At 47.9% G+C, this 17,328-nt stretch carries 12 protein-coding genes; 9 read left to right on the forward strand and 3 right to left on the reverse strand.

Annotated elements, in window-relative coordinates:
• Positions 1-50: 50 nt before the first annotated feature.
• Entirely contained in the window at positions 51-5,834 is a 5,784-nt protein-coding gene (locus PRUB_RS23720) for a DNA repair ATPase (RefSeq protein ID WP_010380315.1), read from the forward strand.
• A gap of 30 nt (positions 5,835-5,864) precedes the next feature.
• Here the strand turns inward: PRUB_RS23720 and yiaA are convergent, their stop codons facing one another.
• From yiaA to PRUB_RS23735, 3 genes are read right to left on the reverse strand one after another with little or no spacing between them, the layout of a single operon-like run.
• Positions 5,865-6,311 (reverse strand): inner membrane protein YiaA, encoded by a 447-nt coding sequence (gene yiaA, locus PRUB_RS23725; protein ID WP_010380317.1) that lies wholly within the window; start codon positions 6,309-6,311, stop codon positions 5,865-5,867.
• Between the two features lie 11 nt (positions 6,312-6,322).
• Complete coding sequence (locus tag PRUB_RS23730) at positions 6,323-7,135, reverse strand: DUF2145 domain-containing protein (RefSeq protein ID WP_010380319.1); 813 nt, start codon at positions 7,133-7,135, stop codon at positions 6,323-6,325.
• On the reverse strand, positions 7,135-7,485 hold the full coding sequence (locus PRUB_RS23735; RefSeq protein WP_010380322.1) for a hypothetical protein: 351 nt from the start codon (positions 7,483-7,485) through the stop codon (positions 7,135-7,137). Before PRUB_RS23735 ends, PRUB_RS23730 begins: the two co-directional genes overlap by 1 nt.
• A gap of 133 nt (positions 7,486-7,618) precedes the next feature.
• Here PRUB_RS23735 and PRUB_RS23740 point away from each other — a divergent pair, with 133 nt between their 5' ends.
• The 8 genes from PRUB_RS23740 to PRUB_RS23775 all read left to right on the forward strand — a co-directional run bounded on the left by PRUB_RS23740 (position 7,619) and on the right by PRUB_RS23775 (position 17,323).
• Entirely contained in the window at positions 7,619-8,362 is a 744-nt protein-coding gene (locus PRUB_RS23740) for a helix-turn-helix domain-containing protein (protein ID WP_010380325.1), read from the forward strand.
• A 110-nt stretch (positions 8,363-8,472) separates the two neighbouring features.
• Positions 8,473-9,129, forward strand: coding sequence for a LysE family translocator (locus tag PRUB_RS23745; protein ID WP_010380327.1), 657 nt, complete (start codon positions 8,473-8,475; stop codon positions 9,127-9,129).
• A 281-nt stretch (positions 9,130-9,410) separates the two neighbouring features.
• Positions 9,411-10,454 (forward strand): GGDEF domain-containing protein, encoded by a 1,044-nt coding sequence (locus PRUB_RS23750; protein ID WP_010380328.1) that lies wholly within the window; start codon positions 9,411-9,413, stop codon positions 10,452-10,454.
• Positions 10,455-10,762: 308 nt separating this feature from the next.
• Entirely contained in the window at positions 10,763-11,824 is a 1,062-nt protein-coding gene (locus tag PRUB_RS23755; protein WP_010380330.1) for a hypothetical protein, read from the forward strand.
• 11 nt (positions 11,825-11,835) lie between these two features.
• Positions 11,836-12,885 (forward strand): hypothetical protein, encoded by a 1,050-nt coding sequence (locus PRUB_RS23760; protein ID WP_040644975.1) that lies wholly within the window; start codon positions 11,836-11,838, stop codon positions 12,883-12,885.
• A 365-nt stretch (positions 12,886-13,250) separates the two neighbouring features.
• Positions 13,251-13,727 carry a GNAT family N-acetyltransferase gene (locus PRUB_RS23765; RefSeq protein WP_010380334.1) on the forward strand — a complete coding sequence of 159 codons (477 nt, stop codon included), beginning with the start codon at positions 13,251-13,253 and terminating at the stop codon, positions 13,725-13,727.
• A 243-nt stretch (positions 13,728-13,970) separates the two neighbouring features.
• A complete protein-coding gene (locus PRUB_RS23770; RefSeq protein ID WP_010380337.1) occupies positions 13,971-14,999 on the forward strand; it encodes a cytochrome-c peroxidase in 1,029 nt (342 codons plus the stop codon).
• Positions 14,996-17,323 carry a hybrid sensor histidine kinase/response regulator gene (locus PRUB_RS23775; RefSeq protein ID WP_010380338.1) on the forward strand — a complete coding sequence of 776 codons (2,328 nt, stop codon included), beginning with the start codon at positions 14,996-14,998 and terminating at the stop codon, positions 17,321-17,323. The genes PRUB_RS23770 and PRUB_RS23775 overlap by 4 nt, the downstream gene beginning before the upstream one ends.
• Positions 17,324-17,328 lie beyond the last annotated feature (5 nt).

The following is a 17,328-nucleotide window of genomic DNA, read 5'->3' on the forward strand; positions in this document are numbered from 1 at the left end:
GCGTGACGGCATTCGGGATCACGCACCCGATATGATTACAGGAAAGTGATATGACGGAACCAACAAGTCAGGATACTGAGTCACACAGTGCACTGGAGCAGGGCTCCTATCAGCTAATAAAGCGCCGCTTGAGCAATTTTGGCAGCGAGCTGCGCACTCAGGTTGATACACTCAATGATCAGCGCGTTGACGCCTTTGGCAGCACTGAGCTGAAAGTACAAGGTCGCGCCCGGGTTAGAACTGAGCACAATTGCATTCCCAGAGACATAGTACTGATCGGCGATAAGTTGATCTTTGCATACAACGTCTTTATGGGACTGAAGCAAAGTACGCACGTCAGTGATGTATTCAGCGTACAAAAGCTGGTGTTACAGGATGACCACTATGAAGTGGAGCCGTATCCGTCAGAGACCAAGTTTCTGACCGACGCCCGCTTTTTGCGGGACTTTGAAGAGCTTTATACCTATTACAAAGAAACCCGTTTGCAACATCTGTTTGTGCAGGGCGGCAAGCTGTTTGCGCTGTTCCAGATTGGTGATCGGCTGAGTGATGTCAGGGTATTCCGCTGGCAAATTGCCGCGGATAACACGCTGGACTACATAGATAACCGTGGTGAACGAGATATCTCAGAGCACAGCGGCTTTGATTTTGAATGGACCAGGACAGATCGTGCCCAGCATGAGGAAGGCCGACACCCGCACATTAATGTGCTCGACAAAGTGTTTGTCGAAACTGTTGGTGGCGACCTGACCATAAAGATTGAAAACAACACTGAGACTGGCGAAGGCATTTATAGTGAGCCGGTAGAAGACAGTAACCAGTCATTGGCAGACTGTGAGTTGGATTACGCGCAGGTCGGTGAGCTGATCCTGCTCAGGGTTCAGCCTTATCGCGAAAAGCAGTGGCGTTACTTTGTCTACAATTGTCGCACTCAGCAGGTGCTCAGACAGGATGCCATTGGTCAGGCTTGTGTGCAGCTGCCTGAAGACCACGGCATTATTTTCCCGGGTGGCTATTATCTGCAATCCGGTCAGACGCGCTATTTTGAAGAAAAAATAGATGATTTGGAGTTTCATCGTCAGCTAAAATCGCCAAACGGTGAAGACGTGCTGTATGTGTTTTACGAGCCTGCCGAAGGCCGTTATGCGCTGTTTGCTTACAATATCATCGAAAAGAACCTGCAAAACCCCATTTATTGTCATGGTTATGGCATTTATGAAGATGGTTTAACGCTGACCTTTAAAGCAGAGCAGGAAGAAGCCGAGCGGGTTCACCCTATTCAGATCTGGCAAAGCCCCTTTTGTTCGGCAGAGTTTGCTGCTAATGCACCCACACCGACCAGTGTATTCGGCCGCATAGGCAATCCGGACCTGGTCAGAGCCATCTCTGATCTTTATAGCGTCTGTAAGGCCATCAGTGAGCAAAACCCCAGTGTGTTTCATTATGAAGATCTGATCTCTCATACCCGGGGGATACTGGATCGCTATCACTGGCTCGCGGAAGCTGATTTCAGCACCATTAATACGCAACTGCATGACATCTTTGAAACTTCCGAGCAGGTGCTGGATGAGTTTGAAAAGGTCAGCCAAATTCAGCAAAGTGCCCGACAGGCGGAAGTCGATATTGAGCAGGAAAGCCATCAGGTATTGCGTGAAGTGCGCCCCGACAGTTTTAAACAGGCCAGTGAATTTGTCGCCAGCCTGGATGCGCTGAAACTGCTCAAAGGGAAAGTGATCAGCCTGGAAGAAGTGAAATACATCAACCTTGATGTGCTCAATACTATCCAAAACAATATTGATGAGCAGACCCGGGTACTCAGCCATGCCACGGCGACCTTCTTACAGCAGGATAAAGCCCTGGCGCCTTATCATGAGCAGCTCCAGGAAATTAACGAGAAAAGTGAGCAAAGCGACAGTGTCACGGAACTTAAAGGCTACCTCGGTTCACTTGAAACACTGGGTGATGAGCTGGACCTGCTAAACCACACAATGCTGGACCTGGAAATTGAAGATAGCCGGGTCAGGACGCAGATCCTAGAAGATGTGAGCGCCGTCTATGCGCTGGTTAACCGGGCTAAGGCGGCCGTTGAGATACGCCGCAAAAGTCTCGGCAGTGTTGAGGCCAAGGCGGAGTTTGCCGCGCGCTTTAAACTGTTCAGTCAGAGTATCACCAGTGCGCTGAGCGCAGCTAAAACCCCTGAGCAATGTGATGAGCAGTTGTCGCGATTGCTGATCCAGCTTGAGGAGCTGGAGTCTCAGTTTAGTGAGTATGATGAATTTCTGGGTGAGATACTGGCCAAACGAGACGACGTTTACGAAAGTTTTGAAGCGCATAAACAGCAGCTGATTGACGAGCGTCAGCGCCGGGCACTGAATCTAGCCACCGCTGCAGAGCGGATTTTACAGGGCGTGAGCCGACGCACTCAGAATTTTACTGAGCTGGATCAGATCAACGGTTATTTTGCTTCTGACCCTATGATCAGCAAGCTACGTAGCCTGACCCAGGAGCTGAAGGAACTTGGCGATGAAGTCAAAGCCGATGACATCGCTGCTAAGCTCAAGGCCAGCAAAGATCAGGGGATCCGTTCACTCAGAGACAAGCAGGATATCTATAGCGACGGTGGTAAAACGGTCAAAATTGGCAAGCATGGCTTTAGCGTGAACAAGCAGGTGCTAGATCTGACGCTCTTGCCTCGCGATGATGAGCTAATGCTGCACCTGACCGGGACTGAGTACTTTGATGTGATCCCTGACCCGCAAGCCCGCTCACAGCTAGCAGAGGCGGCTGACTACTGGACACAGACCTTACCCTCCGAACGACCAGAGATTTATCGCGGCGAGTTTTTGGCCGCCCAGATCCTGCGAGCGGCGCAACGGGGTGAGTCTGACTTGTCGATGGAGCAGCTACTGCGTGCTTTGCAGGAGGAGTCATTGCTGAGTGTAGTCCAGGCATTTGCTGAGCCCAGATATCAGGAAGGCTATGAAAAAGGGATCCATGACTTTGACGCCACTCAGATCCTGACCTTGCTATTGAAACAAAAAAGTGCGCTTGGATTATTGATTTATCCGGCCAGCTGCCGGGTTATGGCCCAGCTGTTTGTCTCGACACTGGATGAGGCACAGTTACAGCCATTGCAACAACAAGCAACGCAGGCGCAACTGATGGCCACTACGCTCAATGATCCGCGCTTTAATCAGCTGTTAATTGGTGAGCTGAGTGAGCTGATAAGCAGTTTTGCGGAGCAACTGGGCGATTATACAGCAAGTCTGGCGCAGTATTCTGCTCCGCTGAGCGCTGAATACCTCATTCAGGTGCTAGCCCGCAGTAAAGGTCTGCCACAGTTTGAACTGCAATCAGGAGCACGCAAGCTGGCTGAGCAGTTTCAGAGCATGGCCAAGGCCAAAGGTTTCTGGCAGACACTGCAAGCTACTTTTGCTGAACTAAATACTTTGTCTGATAAGTGCCGCCTGGCATCGGGCTGGCTGAGCGCTTATGGTGAACAACATGGTGCTAGTCGTGAAGGTCAGATTGAAGCGGCGAATTACCTGTTGCTTGCGGATCACAAAGGACTCAGTTATCAGGTGCAGGATGTCCAGGCGCAGACGCAGGTATCCGGGCTGATGGGGCAGCATTCGCGTATTGAAGAGCAGACTCTGGCATTAGATTATGCTGAGTTTTTGGCTCGCACCAGTGCGTATATTGACCAGGCTTTGCCCGCTTATCAGGGTTATCAGCAGCTGAAGGCCGATGTTTTGCAAGCGCAAAAAGCACGCCTGCAACTGGAGGAATTTAAACCCAGACCGCTGAGTTCATTTGTGCGCAACCAGCTCATTGATAAAGTGTATTTTCCAATCATCGGGGATAACCTGGCCAAGCAAATCGGCGCTTCAGGTAGTGCTAAGCGCACCGATTTAATGGGCATGTTATTACTGATCTCGCCACCGGGATACGGTAAAACCACTTTGATTGAGTATGTGGCAAACCGCCTTGGACTGACTTTTGTTAAGGTCAACTGCCCGTCTATTGGTCACGATCAGGTTTCTTTGGATCCGTCTCAGGCGATTAATGCGACGGCTGCCAAAGAGATAGATAAGATCAACCAGAGCTTTGAAATGGGCAACAACGTAATGCTCTATCTGGATGACATTCAGCATACCAATCCGGAATTTTTGCAGAAGTTTATTTCGCTGTGTGATGGCTCACGACGGATTGACGGGGTCTGGAATGGCAAGAGTAAAACCTACGACCTGCGCGGTAAAAAGTTTGCGGTGGTCATGGCCGGTAACCCGTATACCGAATCGGGTGAAAGTTTTAAGATCCCGGATATGCTGGCGAACCGGGCAGACATTTACAACCTGGGGGATACACTGGCCGGGTGTGAGCAAGAGTTTGCCATGAGTTTTGTTGAAAATGCGCTGACATCCAATGCGGTGCTTGCACCACTGGCAAACCGTAATATGGCTGACTTGTATAAGCTGGTGCGTATTGCTCAGGGAGAAGACATTTCGCTTAACGAGCTGGAATATGGCTATTCTCAGGCACAGGCCAATGAGATCAGTGCAGTACTTCAGAAACTGCTGGTGATCCGCGAAACCGTACTCAAAGTGAATGCTCAGTATATTGCCTCGGCTGCACAGGATGATAACTATCGCACCGAGCCGCCATTTAAGTTGCAGGGCAGTTACCGCAACATGAACAAGATGGCGGAAAAGGTCGTTGCCGCTATGAATCAGGAGGAGCTCGAAAACCTGATCCAGGACCACTACCGGGGTGAAGCGCAAACACTGAGTAAGGGCAGTGAAGAAAACCTGCTTAAACTGGGTGAGTTGCGAGACACGCTCACAGCTGAGGAAAATGAGCGTTGGGCTCAGATTAAGGCGGACTATGCACGACTTAATCGCGCCAATGATGCGGGAAGTCCGGCTTTGCTGGCGGTTGAGCAACTGGCTGAGGTCAGTGGTGCGTTATCACAGATAGCCTCACGTCTAGACAAACAGCAACTGAGTCACAACTACAGTGAGCAGTTTGAAGGGTTGCGTGCTGTACTGGGGGAGCAGGGCGTGACAGCACAACTGCAACAATTGACTCGACAAGCCGAGCAGCCTGCCATCCTTAAAGTGCTAGAGCAACTTGCTGAACAAAACCAGGCGCATAACCAGCAATTCCCGCACTGGCTGGACACCATAACGACGGCAATAAATTCGGCTGCGCAGAGCAGTGAAACGGCGGCACGTAAGGGTCAGGCAGAACTCAAAGAGGTACTGGAAGTGCTGGTGGCTTATCAGCAGTCAGGGCAAAGCGAATTGGTGCAGGCACTGAGCGAGGCTGTCAGTCAGGCGATGGCCAGCAGTGATCAGCTTGCTGCCAATAATCTGGCAACGCTTAAGTCAGCATTGGACTCTGTGCTCAGACAGCAGCAAACCAATCAGACAGCTCAGGCTCAGGCAGTATCCAAAGCACTGGCTCAATCCGTTGCAGGATTAGAGCATCATCAGAGCTCGCTGGATAAGGTGTTGGCGTCACTGCTCAGCCAGCAGGAATCTCAACAGGCGAAGCAAAGTGATGCTCAGCAAGCTTTGATTAGCGAATTGACGACACAACTGGCACGTATTCAGTCGGCCAATGTGCAGGTAGATAACTACAGTGATGATGCCAGTGCCCAGGCATTAGCTGCAATAACTGAGTTACTTGGCCAAATGCAGCAGGCGTCACAACGGGGAAGTGACACTCAGTTGCGTGAGCAACTTACTAGGATTATCGACAAGCTTGAAAATTTGCAGTTGGCACCGTCGGAAGGTAATGAACCGAGAGGAGAGAATCCTTATATGCTATAAGGCCGCATTGCGCGGCCTCTTAACTTCAGATCACTCCTCGCCTTCATATACTTGTGTGCTGGGTGAGGAGACTGTTTCAGTGATGCTCTGGCTATCCCGGACGTTCTTCTGAACGGCAATAGCAGCATATAGGCTCATCAAAAACGCGATACCATAAAAGCCTTTTTCGCTGAGCAGCAACTCAGCGCGCCACAGCGCAAATACCAGCAGAATGATGGCCAATAAAGTGGAAGCCAGGCTTAATAAATAGTAAATGTTTGAAGTCGGGATCTGCTCCTGACGGTCCCGGATGCATTTTTGCAAAGAGACCGCTGAAAACAGGCCGTAGAGCAGGGCTATCAGATAATACCCTTTTTCATTCAGGGCCATTTGCGCATTGAACAGGCCAATCAGGTAGCAGGCGATACCTATCAGTAGAGCGGCAACAGATGCCAGTCTGAATGCTTTACTCGGTGCATAAGGGGCTGGTGTAGTCATACTGTGTTCTCCTAAAGTGGGTATTTCAAATCAACCGGACCATCTGGCGTCAGTACTGTACTGTGCGCCAGCAACTGATTGTTATTCAGATATCGGACGATAGAGGTAAAGGTGGTGGTTTTTACCTTGCCTTGGTGGTCACTGCTGTCGACACCATCATTAAAGAGTGAGCCAAGCGCCAGTTTAAAGCGGCTTACATTCAGTGCTTGCGGTTCAAAATAGGCCCGCGTATTCACTTTGAGCTGCGCCATATCCGTAGTGTTATATAAAGCAGCATTGATCACATTCAGCGTATGCTCGGTGCAATTTTGTTTCTGGTTATTAAACGGGTTGGCTACCACCGAGTAGCTCGGATTATGGACCTTGGCAGGTACTCCCTGTGCAAACGCATCCAGCAACTTTTGTTGCAATGCCCGCGTGGGTATTGCAATGGCCGCTTTGAGGTCATGCACTGACCAGAAAAAGTCCGTCGGGTAATCTACTATCAGCTGGCTGGTGCCGGGGTCGTCGTTCAACTGATATAGATTGTGAATGGCATAACCCTGCTTTTTCTCACCATCTGTGGTCGTGAGTTCGGAGTAGACCGCCAGTGCAACATGAGTAAATTCAATGCCCTCTGGTAAGTCACCCTCGGGGCGACCGACCCGGCCGATAATAAATACGTGCGCGCCTTGTTGTGCGCTGTAGCGCTCAACCTGTTTGGCAAACTGAGCAATCTGGTTAGCTTCAAAGCGGGCTCTGCCACCGTTTTGGCTGCCTGCAAACGTATGTGTGCTGGCACATAAAGCTGCGGCCACGCACAATCCTTGTATCCAGTTCATCATTACAGCTCCTCGTTAAGGGCGTGTGCCGGTGCAGGTCCTGCAATTAATACATCGTCACAAATAGGCAAAGGTTTTGGGCTGGCGGCGTCAGATAAATCTGCTGCGGCCTTGGTACTGGCCATACCTACTGAAAGTGCACTGAACCCGATTATTGCAACGGGAATAGCAACTGCAACCATAGACACTGTTGCGCCTTCAACGGCGCTTTCACCAACGCTGAGTGCACTGTATTTACTGGCCTGACTGCCATGATGGCTGGCCTGTGATGCGTGGCTGTCATTTGCCATAGCCTGTGTACAAAATAATCCTAATACCGCAGAACATAAAACTGAACGAAGTAAATGAGTCATATCTTTCCCTCCTGGTAAGCAAACCATGTGGCTTGCGTTGACTTGCTTTCTAATTTACCGAAGGGATTATATTTGTATACTCAATTTTAATATGTATAGTAATTAGAGACTATGAGTATAGGAATATAATACTTTGAGCCAAATCCCAATGATAACCTCAACGCTTAAACAGTTGTTGAAGCAACATAAACTGACCTATAAGGAGGTCGCTAACGCACTGGATATGAGCGAGGCCAATGTTAAACGGGTCTTTGCCAGTGAGCAGTTCAGCTTACAGCGGCTAGAGCAGATCTGTGATCTGATGCAGTTGTCTTTGGCAGACTTGTTTGCGTTGGGAGAACAAAAGCAGTCTCTGGTCAGTCAGCTTACCCAGGCTCAGGAGCAGGAGCTGATGGAGAATCCCAAGCTGTTTTTAGTGGCTGTGTGCGTACGTGACGGCTGGCAATTTGAAGACATTATCTCTCATTATCAAGTTGATGAACTGGAGTGCATTCGTTTACTGGCACGGTTAGATAGTCTGAACATTATCCAGTTGCTTCCCAACAATCGCTATAAATCTCTGGTAGCGCAAGACTTTCGCTGGATCCCCGGAGGCCCGCTCGAGCGCTTTATCGAACAGCAGGTTCTGACCAGGTTTTTACAGGGTGACTTCAACCGGGAAGACAGCTTTCGGTTTTATCTACGTGGTAGTTATAGCGATGCCACTATCAGTCTGGTGCGACGCAGACTGGAGCTGTTGACTAAAGAGGTTGCTCAGCTGAATCAGCAAGATGCTCGTCTGCCTTTGGATAAACGACAGAGTGTGGGGTTGTTTTTAGCAATGCGGCCATGGCAGTTAGGTTTGTTTAATGATCTCAGACGCGAAGAGGCGCCATAGCGTTATAGCGTAAGGTTCAAAAAACTCCGACTGTGATTTATTTTACGTCTTCAAATGGGTACACTGAGGCGATGATTTGTGCGATGAAGTGACGTTAGTCGGAAGCTCTGATGATCGATATTACTCTGTTACCTCTGTTTTTTACTACTATTTTCTTTTTGGTTATCAGCCCGGGCCCGGACCTGTTGCTGTTATCCAGCTACTCCGCTACAAAGGGGTTCCGTGCCGGTGCCTTTATCGCGCTGGGTATTTTATTGGCAGGTTTGGTACAGACGGCGTTAGTGGCCTTTGGCCTTGGTCAGGTGATGCAGACAATGCCGCTGGTTGCACTCATTGTCAAACTCATTGGTGCGGCCTATCTGGCCTACCTGGGTGTCAAGATGCTCCTTCACTGGTACAAACACCGTCGCATTACTCCTTCTGGAAGCGAAACCGCACCCACAGATAGTGGTTTAAACGGTGTCGAGCTGATCAAGCGAGGATGTTTCAACAATTTACTCAACCCCAAAGCGCTGTTGTTTTTTAGCTTGTTCTTACCTCAATTCACCACAGCAGAGCATGGTCTGACCGCGCAGTTAATTGTACTTGGGCTGATGTTAAGTCTGTTTGCGTTTGGCATTAATCTGTTGTTCGCTGCTGCCTTCAGTAATCTGGCGAAAACTATCGCAACAAGAGCCAAAGGGATAAAGCGCTGGGCTGTACATCTCGATGGCGTACTGGGGACCTTGTTTATTGCGTTATCAGCGCGCCTGGCATTGAGCAAGTGAAGTTTCATTATATGGTAATAAGCAATAATTAACATTGCGTTGAGCACTGATAGTTCTAACTTTTGTATTTATTTCATAGGTTTGAATAATTTATTTTTAGAATTTGCAGGTGGGAATATTTTATGTTTTGGGCTTGGCTGAGTGAATTTAATTGTAAATGATACGATATGATTGATTAATTTTTTCTAATTATTTAGTATTGCACGCGTTTGGCTCCAAAGGTAGAACAATAAATAAACAATAAAGCATTGCCACTGAACAATGCGACTTGATGGACCTGTATGGAATTTGATACGACACTAACTCGCTCCGCGCACTATCTGAAGCAGGCGCTTCCTATTATGATCCGCTATCGGATCCCGCTGACACCACTGAATTACTCAATCTGCTATTGCTATGTTGTGGGCTCACAACCAGAGCTGAATGTGGAGTTGGATCAGATTATTGCCCGTTATCAGGGGTGTCCGCCTCATCTGGCCAGAGAGTTATTTGATAAGTACCTGTCTCAGCATGATTTGGCCTTGTTCCATGAAATTTCTCATTCTTTTCAGGGAGCGATAGATCAGGTCCAGAACGGTATCTGTGAAACCCTGGAATCTTCCCAGGATTTCTCTGCGTTTCTGTCTGAGTGTCACTATGGTCTGCACAATCTTAAAAAACGCGGCGCGGAACAAGACCCGAGTGCTTATGACGAAGTACTGGAATATGTATCCAGGTTGACCCGTGAAGCAGTCGCGATGCAACAGAATGCGCTGGGTTTTCAGAATAAACTGGAAGTGGCTTACGATGAAATTAAGCAGCTTAAAGAGGCACTGTTTGCATCTCAACGGGAGGCCAACACCGATAAGCTGACTGGGTTGTTGAACCGGGGCAAGTTCGATGAAGATATTGTCAGCTTCTGCACACATCCACTGAGTAAGCAAAAAGTGTTGATATTTGTTGATATTGACCATTTTAAACGATTTAACGACGATTTTGGTCACCAAAAAGGCGATGACATTCTGCGCAAAGTGGCAGAAAAGCTGTCACACCATGCACAAGGTCGTGGCGACGCCTATCGCTATGGTGGCGAAGAATTCTGCCTGACTTTGTCAATCAGCAGTGTCAGCGAAGCGGTTAGTTTTGCCAATATGGTTCGTCATGACATTCGAAAGCTGTCGGTGAAGGATAAAAAAACCGGTGAACCTATTCGACAGATCACGGCGAGCTTTGGTATTGCACTACACAAAGAAGGTGCACCCTGGCAGAGCTTGATAGAGCTGGCAGACAGAGCGCTTTATCTGGCTAAATCACACGGACGAGATCGGGTTGAAGTCGCCGGTTAATAACCGGCGAACGCTGTGATTAAATTACTCTATCCTCTCATAACACGTCTTGAAATTTCTTCCGGTACACAATTCCCTAAATTACAAACGTTAACAAAAGTTTAATTTATATTCGTTTTGTGGTTGATTTTTGATCATATACTCATTAGCTTATTATTTGCCTTAACCAAGAGGTCAGATGTCAGATGAGTGTTGCTTGTATGCAGTTGCGCTCAATGTAATTTCTGCGGTATGGCGTATTACCGGATAACCGAAATCTGAAGACTGGTCACTGAACACAATGATTTAATAGGATTTAAGAGGAAATTATGCAGCACAAAATCAAATACTTTCTACGTTTGTCCTGGCTTTTCTTGCTAGGTTCAGTCGCATTTAATTCGTTTGCAAGTGGTTATAAAGTCGTTCTTATCCACGGCCTTCAGACCAGCCAGATCACTTCCGGTTATCCAATCGATGTAATTGGTGACGGGGAGTCTTATTGGTCAGAGTTTTGGGGCCAACATGCAGATGTACGTATTGACTGGCCAGCGCTAGAGCGTATCGAAGACAAGATAGCCAGCGATTATGTTTGGCCAAAACTGAAGCAAATGTCGCAACAGGGAACTTGCCAGCCAGGTTGTATTCTGGTCACTCACTCTACCGGTGATCTGGTTGCGCGCTATTTGTTGGATAATCAGGCAAACTGGCTTGAGAACGCTGGCTTAGCACCGCTTAATATTGTTGCGACCTTTGATATTGCGGGTGCTGGTGGTGGTAGCGAATTGGCCGATTTGGCAGTGAGTGTTGCTCAGGGCACATCAGGTTTGAACCCTCTGCTTGAAGCCGCCATCAGAGCCTGGCTAGGGGGGTCTGTTGAGGGTCGCCTGGGTGTGTTGAATGACCTGAAAGTAAATAACGCCAGACAAATCGCAGCTCTGCCAGAAGCCAGAACACCAAGGTTGCGCTTTGTTGCTGATGGAACTTTGTTCCTGGGGGTGACTAAACTCTTCCTCAAAGGCACAGATGACAGTGTTGTCGCAACTCACTCAGCATGTGGAGCCAGCCGTGCAGACGATTTTGGTAGCTGTAGTACAAGCGTTGCAACTAGCGGAAAGCTGGCGTCGCAAAGCGACGCTGTTAGCGGGTTTATGCCATATCATTACCCTATGCTGATGAGCGACAACTATGATCACTTTTCTGTCATTAACGATCGGGCTGAAGGCAAAGTGACTGCCGCTCAAGCGAGCCGTCAGTTAGCGGATGGTCGCACCATCAACTTCAACACCTACGAAGAAGAAACAGGTGCCTGGTTCTGGAAAAGTACTTATCGCTATGTTGAAAACTCAGGCAATAACAGTCTGTCTCGCCTAATGCTTAATGCGATGCAATAAGAGAGGTCAGGATGAAGTCCCGAATGTTCATTATTCTGACGTTTGTGGCAATCGGGCTTGGTTATTGGTGGCTCAGCGGTGACGCTGAGCCCGTTCACCATGGCGCAGTTGCTCGAACACTGGATGCTGAGGTGCCTAACCCTCAGTCAGAACAAGCCACAAAAAGTGCACCTCAGGCAAAGCCAGTGCAACAGTCAGAGCGTCATATTCCGATAGAAATGACTGATGCCGCGGGCAAAGTTGCTCAGCTATATGAGCAGCAATTGCGTTATGCCCCATACTCCCAGCCTTTGACACTGGCAGACACAGACAGGCTGACACCCAATCATTTTTATCCGGTGACCATTCCGACACAGGATATTGAAGAGGTATTGACACTCAAAGTGAGTCAGTATCGTTTTGTGTATCCAGAACCCATAGAGTTAATGCTGACTGGCAGTGATATTTATGGTGCCACTGTGATGGTAAGCGAGGTGGACAGTAATAAGGTGCTGATAACCCAAAGCCTGCATGAGCAAGAAGGCAGTTATATTGCCAGTATATCTGGTAAAAAAGATTTTCCCAGAGCATTGCAACTGACCGTACGAGCACATGTCAGAGGTGATGAAATCCCCGTGGTTGCACAGGTGCAATATATGAAGCCCAGTGCTGAGCTACTTAACCTGGAGCAGGCTCGGGTACGCGGCAGTGATCTACTGATTGATGCCAGGCTCAATGTGCAGGAAGCAGGGATCTATCGAGTCAGAGCAAATCTGTTTTTAGGCGATCAACCTTTGTCTCATGTGGTTGCCAGAAAGCGCCTGAGTGAAGGTGTGCAGACACTGCCCATGAAGATCCACCAAAGTGTGTTGCCAAATCATACTTCGGGCCTGAAATTAAAGACTTTCGTGATAGAGCGGATGTCTGGCTCGCCGCAGGAAAAAGCACGTTTTGGCCGAAGTAAAGTCAGTGAGTTTGCACTGGACGAGGTCGATCTCTCGGACCTTCAAAGACAAGCGTACACGCCCAGTGCACAAGAGCAGCAGAAATTGGCTTTTTTAAAGCAGCTGGGCAAGCAATAGCCATTATACCAATTTCACTTAATACCTGGTCTATTTGAAGGAGCAAATAGGACGCTAACGGCGTTAAAAATTTCTTATTTAGAACAACTAAATAGCAAAATTTTTGCCTTGTTATCGACCCTATTTTCTCGCCTCAAAATAGATCACTTAATTAAGCAAATTGGTATTATTTTGCTCAATAGACGACGTTTGTTCGTTTTATACTATGCAGATCAGAAAACCTCACCCCGCTTTTCTTGATTCTCGCGTTGTTGTTCGTTACGGTGGTTGTTCCTGTTGTGGGGCATAACGCCCATTTGGTTTCACTCAAACACAATCACACACTCAAATATTTTGGGTTATGTTATAACAACGTAAGGTTAAGTATGATCACAATTAAAAAGCTGAAATCTGCTGATATTGAAGCGGTTAAATCCATTCAGCTGGCCCCTGAGCAGGTTCGTTTTGCTGGTACGGCGCAAGAATTTCTCGAAGAAAACTGTGCGACCACACATCTCCATGTTATTTATCATCAGGGCACTTTGGTTGGTTACTTTAAACTGGATCTGGCGTATGCAGAAAAGTTTGCTTACTGTCCGGATGGCGCGCTTGGTATACGTGCGTTTGTGATTGGTCAGCAGTATCAGGGGAAAGGGCTTGGCAGTGCGGCAATGGTGGCCGTATTAGGTTATCTGGCGGAACATTATGCACAATTCCATTGGCTATATCTGGGTGTTAATTGTCAAAATCCGGGGGCATATGCTTGCTATAAGAAAGCCGGGCTAACTGAATGTGAAGACAAATATTTGGGGGGTCCTGCTGGCCCTCAATACATAATGTACAGTGAAATTAAGCAAAACTAACCGCTCGTGAGAAAGTCGGGGACGGGAAATTGCTAATGCAAATCTTTGCTTTTTAATCACGGCATCAGTGTTAATGGCTCATGATGAACGAGCTAATCTGATTGAGAATATCCAAGGCCGTGACCTGATAAGTGGTCCCGGTTGCATTTGTCTTATCCTGGCAGTCATGGGGGTTTTTGATTTAAGTGTCTATACTTACCCTCATAATTGAGAGCGAACAAGCTCACCAGGGATATTATTTGTATGGGTATCAAGTATGTGGTGGCAGTATTTAGTGCGCTGGCAATGGTATTTTTAACGCTTGCGTTGCAGTTTTATTTTTTCAAAGACAACCGCCATCACCAGCCTGCTATTAATAACAGTGCAGAGTTAGTCACTTACTCAAGCCAATGGGTAGATGCTGCCATTCAACCCTTACCGCGACTGGAACACTATGATGTTGGCTGGGTGCAGCTTGGCAAAGCCTTGTTTAAAAGCCCATTACTCTCGGCGGACAACACAACGTCCTGTGCTTCTTGCCATGACCTTTACAATGGTGGTGACGACGGTTTTCCCGTTTCTGTTGGCATAAATCAGCAGCTGGGGAGTCGTAATGCCCCGAGTGTGATTAATGCGGTCTTTAATTTCAGGCAATTCTGGGATGGGCGTAGTCCCGATCTGACCAGTCAGTTGCCGTTACCCATTCATAACCCGTTAGAGATGGCCAGTAACTGGCCGCAGGTGATTGGTAAACTCAATCAACAGCCGCACTTTGTTAACAGCTTCGAAGCCCTGTCCGAAGACGGGGTCACCCCTGAGAATATTACCAAGGCCATCGTCGCCTTTCAGATGTCACTGGTATCCGAAAACACGCCCATTGACGCTTACCTGTTAGGTAATGAACAGGCGTTAACGGCGCAACAGCAGCGCGGATATCGAAAGTTTGTTGAACTGGGCTGTGTGACCTGTCATCAGGGGCGTAATATCGGAGGCAATATCTATCAGAAAATGGGTCGCCTGGATCGCATGCCCAAAGCGTTACTCAATGACGCCGGGCGGTATCAGTTAACCCGCAACGAGCAAGATAAGTTTGTCTTTAAGGTGCCCAGTTTGCGGAACGTCGCACATACCGGGCCGTATTTTCACAATGGCTCTGTGGTCCAATTGTCGGATGCGATCCGGATAATGGCAAGCGGACAGCTGGGGTTAGAGCTCAGTGATGAGGACGTCTCTGATCTGGAAGCGCTGCTACATGCCTTTTCAGGCGAACTGCCGAGGTCATTAAAAGAATGAAATACCTTATTGAAGGAGCAATACTTGGATTGATTTGGTGGATTGGCGCGCAAGCCATCACGCAATATCATCAGTTACAAGATACTCAGGCTGCGATGGCGCTGAAAGCGCGACTTAACAGGGCGACAACAGAATTATCGCTCGAAACCTTATCTGCAATGGATAGCAATATTTATCACTTTGACAGGCATGCTCAAAAGCAGCTGGAATTCGAAAGTGCATACAATGAACTGCTCGCCCGGGACTTGTTAAGCGACGAAATGAGCCTCGCTGTCACGCACTTTCATGACGCCGTTGACACATATATGCAGCTGGCTTCTATGCTCAAAACGTCCTACCGTTACATTGCAAAGCAGGAGCTGGAAAAAGATGCTTACTCAGCGCAAGCTCAGTTAGCCGTCAGTAAAAGCGCTGCCCTGGTGTCTAATTTGCAGGTAACCAATTCACATACTGTGGTTGAAATGGTACGTGAGCAGTTAGTGCACTCTATGACGTCACTCGAACAGTTTGAACTGGAAAGCCGCAGTTTCAGGGTAATGCGTTTGCACATAGGTTTTATACTCGAGAATGCATTACCTGCGTCAAACCTACTGGTACCAATACAAAACAGCACGCTATCAACGGCCATTTTGCAAGAAACGCAGCAACTTAGCGAACAGGTCGACACTGTTTACTGGCAGATGACAAGGTCGATCCTCTTCCTGCTTGTCTTGGTCTCTCTTCTTATTATTGTCGTATTGCTGCGGTTGATGCGCGATCTGAAGCGAGCCAATGCGCAGGCAAACCAGGCAGCCGAAACCAAGTCTTTGTTTTTATCCAATATGTCTCATGAGATAAGAACGCCCATGAATGGGATCATGGGTCTGACGGATATCCTGTTGGCCACTGAACTGACCTCAGTACAGAGAAATTACCTCGAGAAAGTGCGCTTTTCGGCGAATGCATTGACGACCATCATTAACGATATTCTCGACTTTTCAAAAATTGAATCTAAGAAGCTTAATATCGAACAAACGCCATTTCAGTTTGAGGAATTGCTCGATAACTTGAGATCTTTGATCACGCCCATAGCCAACACCAAAGGGGTCAAGCTGATTTTCGATATTGACCCTTTGCTCAGTGATTGGTATGTCGGCGATCCCGTCCGGATCAATCAAATTATGCTTAACTTCACGTCGAATGCTGCGAAGTTCACGGAATCTGGTTCGATTACGCTCGCTGTGCATCGGGAAGCTAAAACCGCGTCGAGTGACTGGGTGGAGATTTCAGTGACCGATACCGGGATAGGGATAGAGCAGGATAAAGTGGATCAGCTGTTCGAGCGCTTCACACAGGCTGAAGCATCCACAACGCGTCGCTACGGTGGCACCGGACTGGGACTGACAATCTGTAAATTACTGACAGAGCTTATGGAGGGTAATATCGCGGTGGTCAGTGAAGTCGGGCAGGGTTCTACGTTTAGCGTTCGTTTACCTCTGAACACGGTCAGTAAGGCATCATTATCCGAGCAGGAAGTCTCGACTGCCAGTATTGCAGGTACAATATTAATTGTAGAAGATGATCCAATTTACATGGAAGTCAGTGATAACATTGCCTCGTCAGTGGGATTGACTGTATCGCGTGCGCAAAACGGACAGCAAGCCGAGGCAATGTTATCCGCGAATACGTTTGACATGCTACTGCTTGATTGGATATTGCCCGACTGTGAAGCCAATGAGTTGTTAGAGAGACTAGAAACCTTAGCGGTGTTACCTGCAAAAGTTGTCATTTACACAGCGCATACAGAGCAAAGTATTACGCCAAAATTGAACTACCCGATACTTTATAAGCCACTACTAAAAAAAGACCTGATCAGCATTTTTGTTAAAGATACGCCCAGCCAAATTGCTGCAAAGAATAACCCAGAAAATTTAGACCAGGCAGAAGACGTTGTCAGCACAGCTGGTGGGTTTAGGGTGCTACTCGTTGAAGACAATGAGATTAATCGCATTGTGGCGACTAAGCTATTAGATCGTTTTGACTTAGAGGTTGAGATTGCAGAAAACGGGCAACAAGCGATTGATGCAATCAAGGCGTGTGATGGTGCATTTGACCTTGTCTTAATGGATATTCAGATGCCAGTGATGGATGGTATGGAAGCCACCCGAACCCTCCGCGAAACGTATGATAAAGAGCGACTGACGATCATCGCGTTAACTGCCAACGTGATGCAAAGCGAGGTAGATAAATACCTGAGCATAGGTATGAATGCGCACCTCGGAAAGCCGTTTAAAACTGATGAGCTGGATAAAATACTGAATGAGTATTTGTTTGTCGTGGAGTAGGGTCT

The organism is Pseudoalteromonas rubra, from assembly GCF_000238295.3.
Taxonomy (GTDB): domain Bacteria; phylum Pseudomonadota; class Gammaproteobacteria; order Enterobacterales; family Alteromonadaceae; genus Pseudoalteromonas; species Pseudoalteromonas rubra.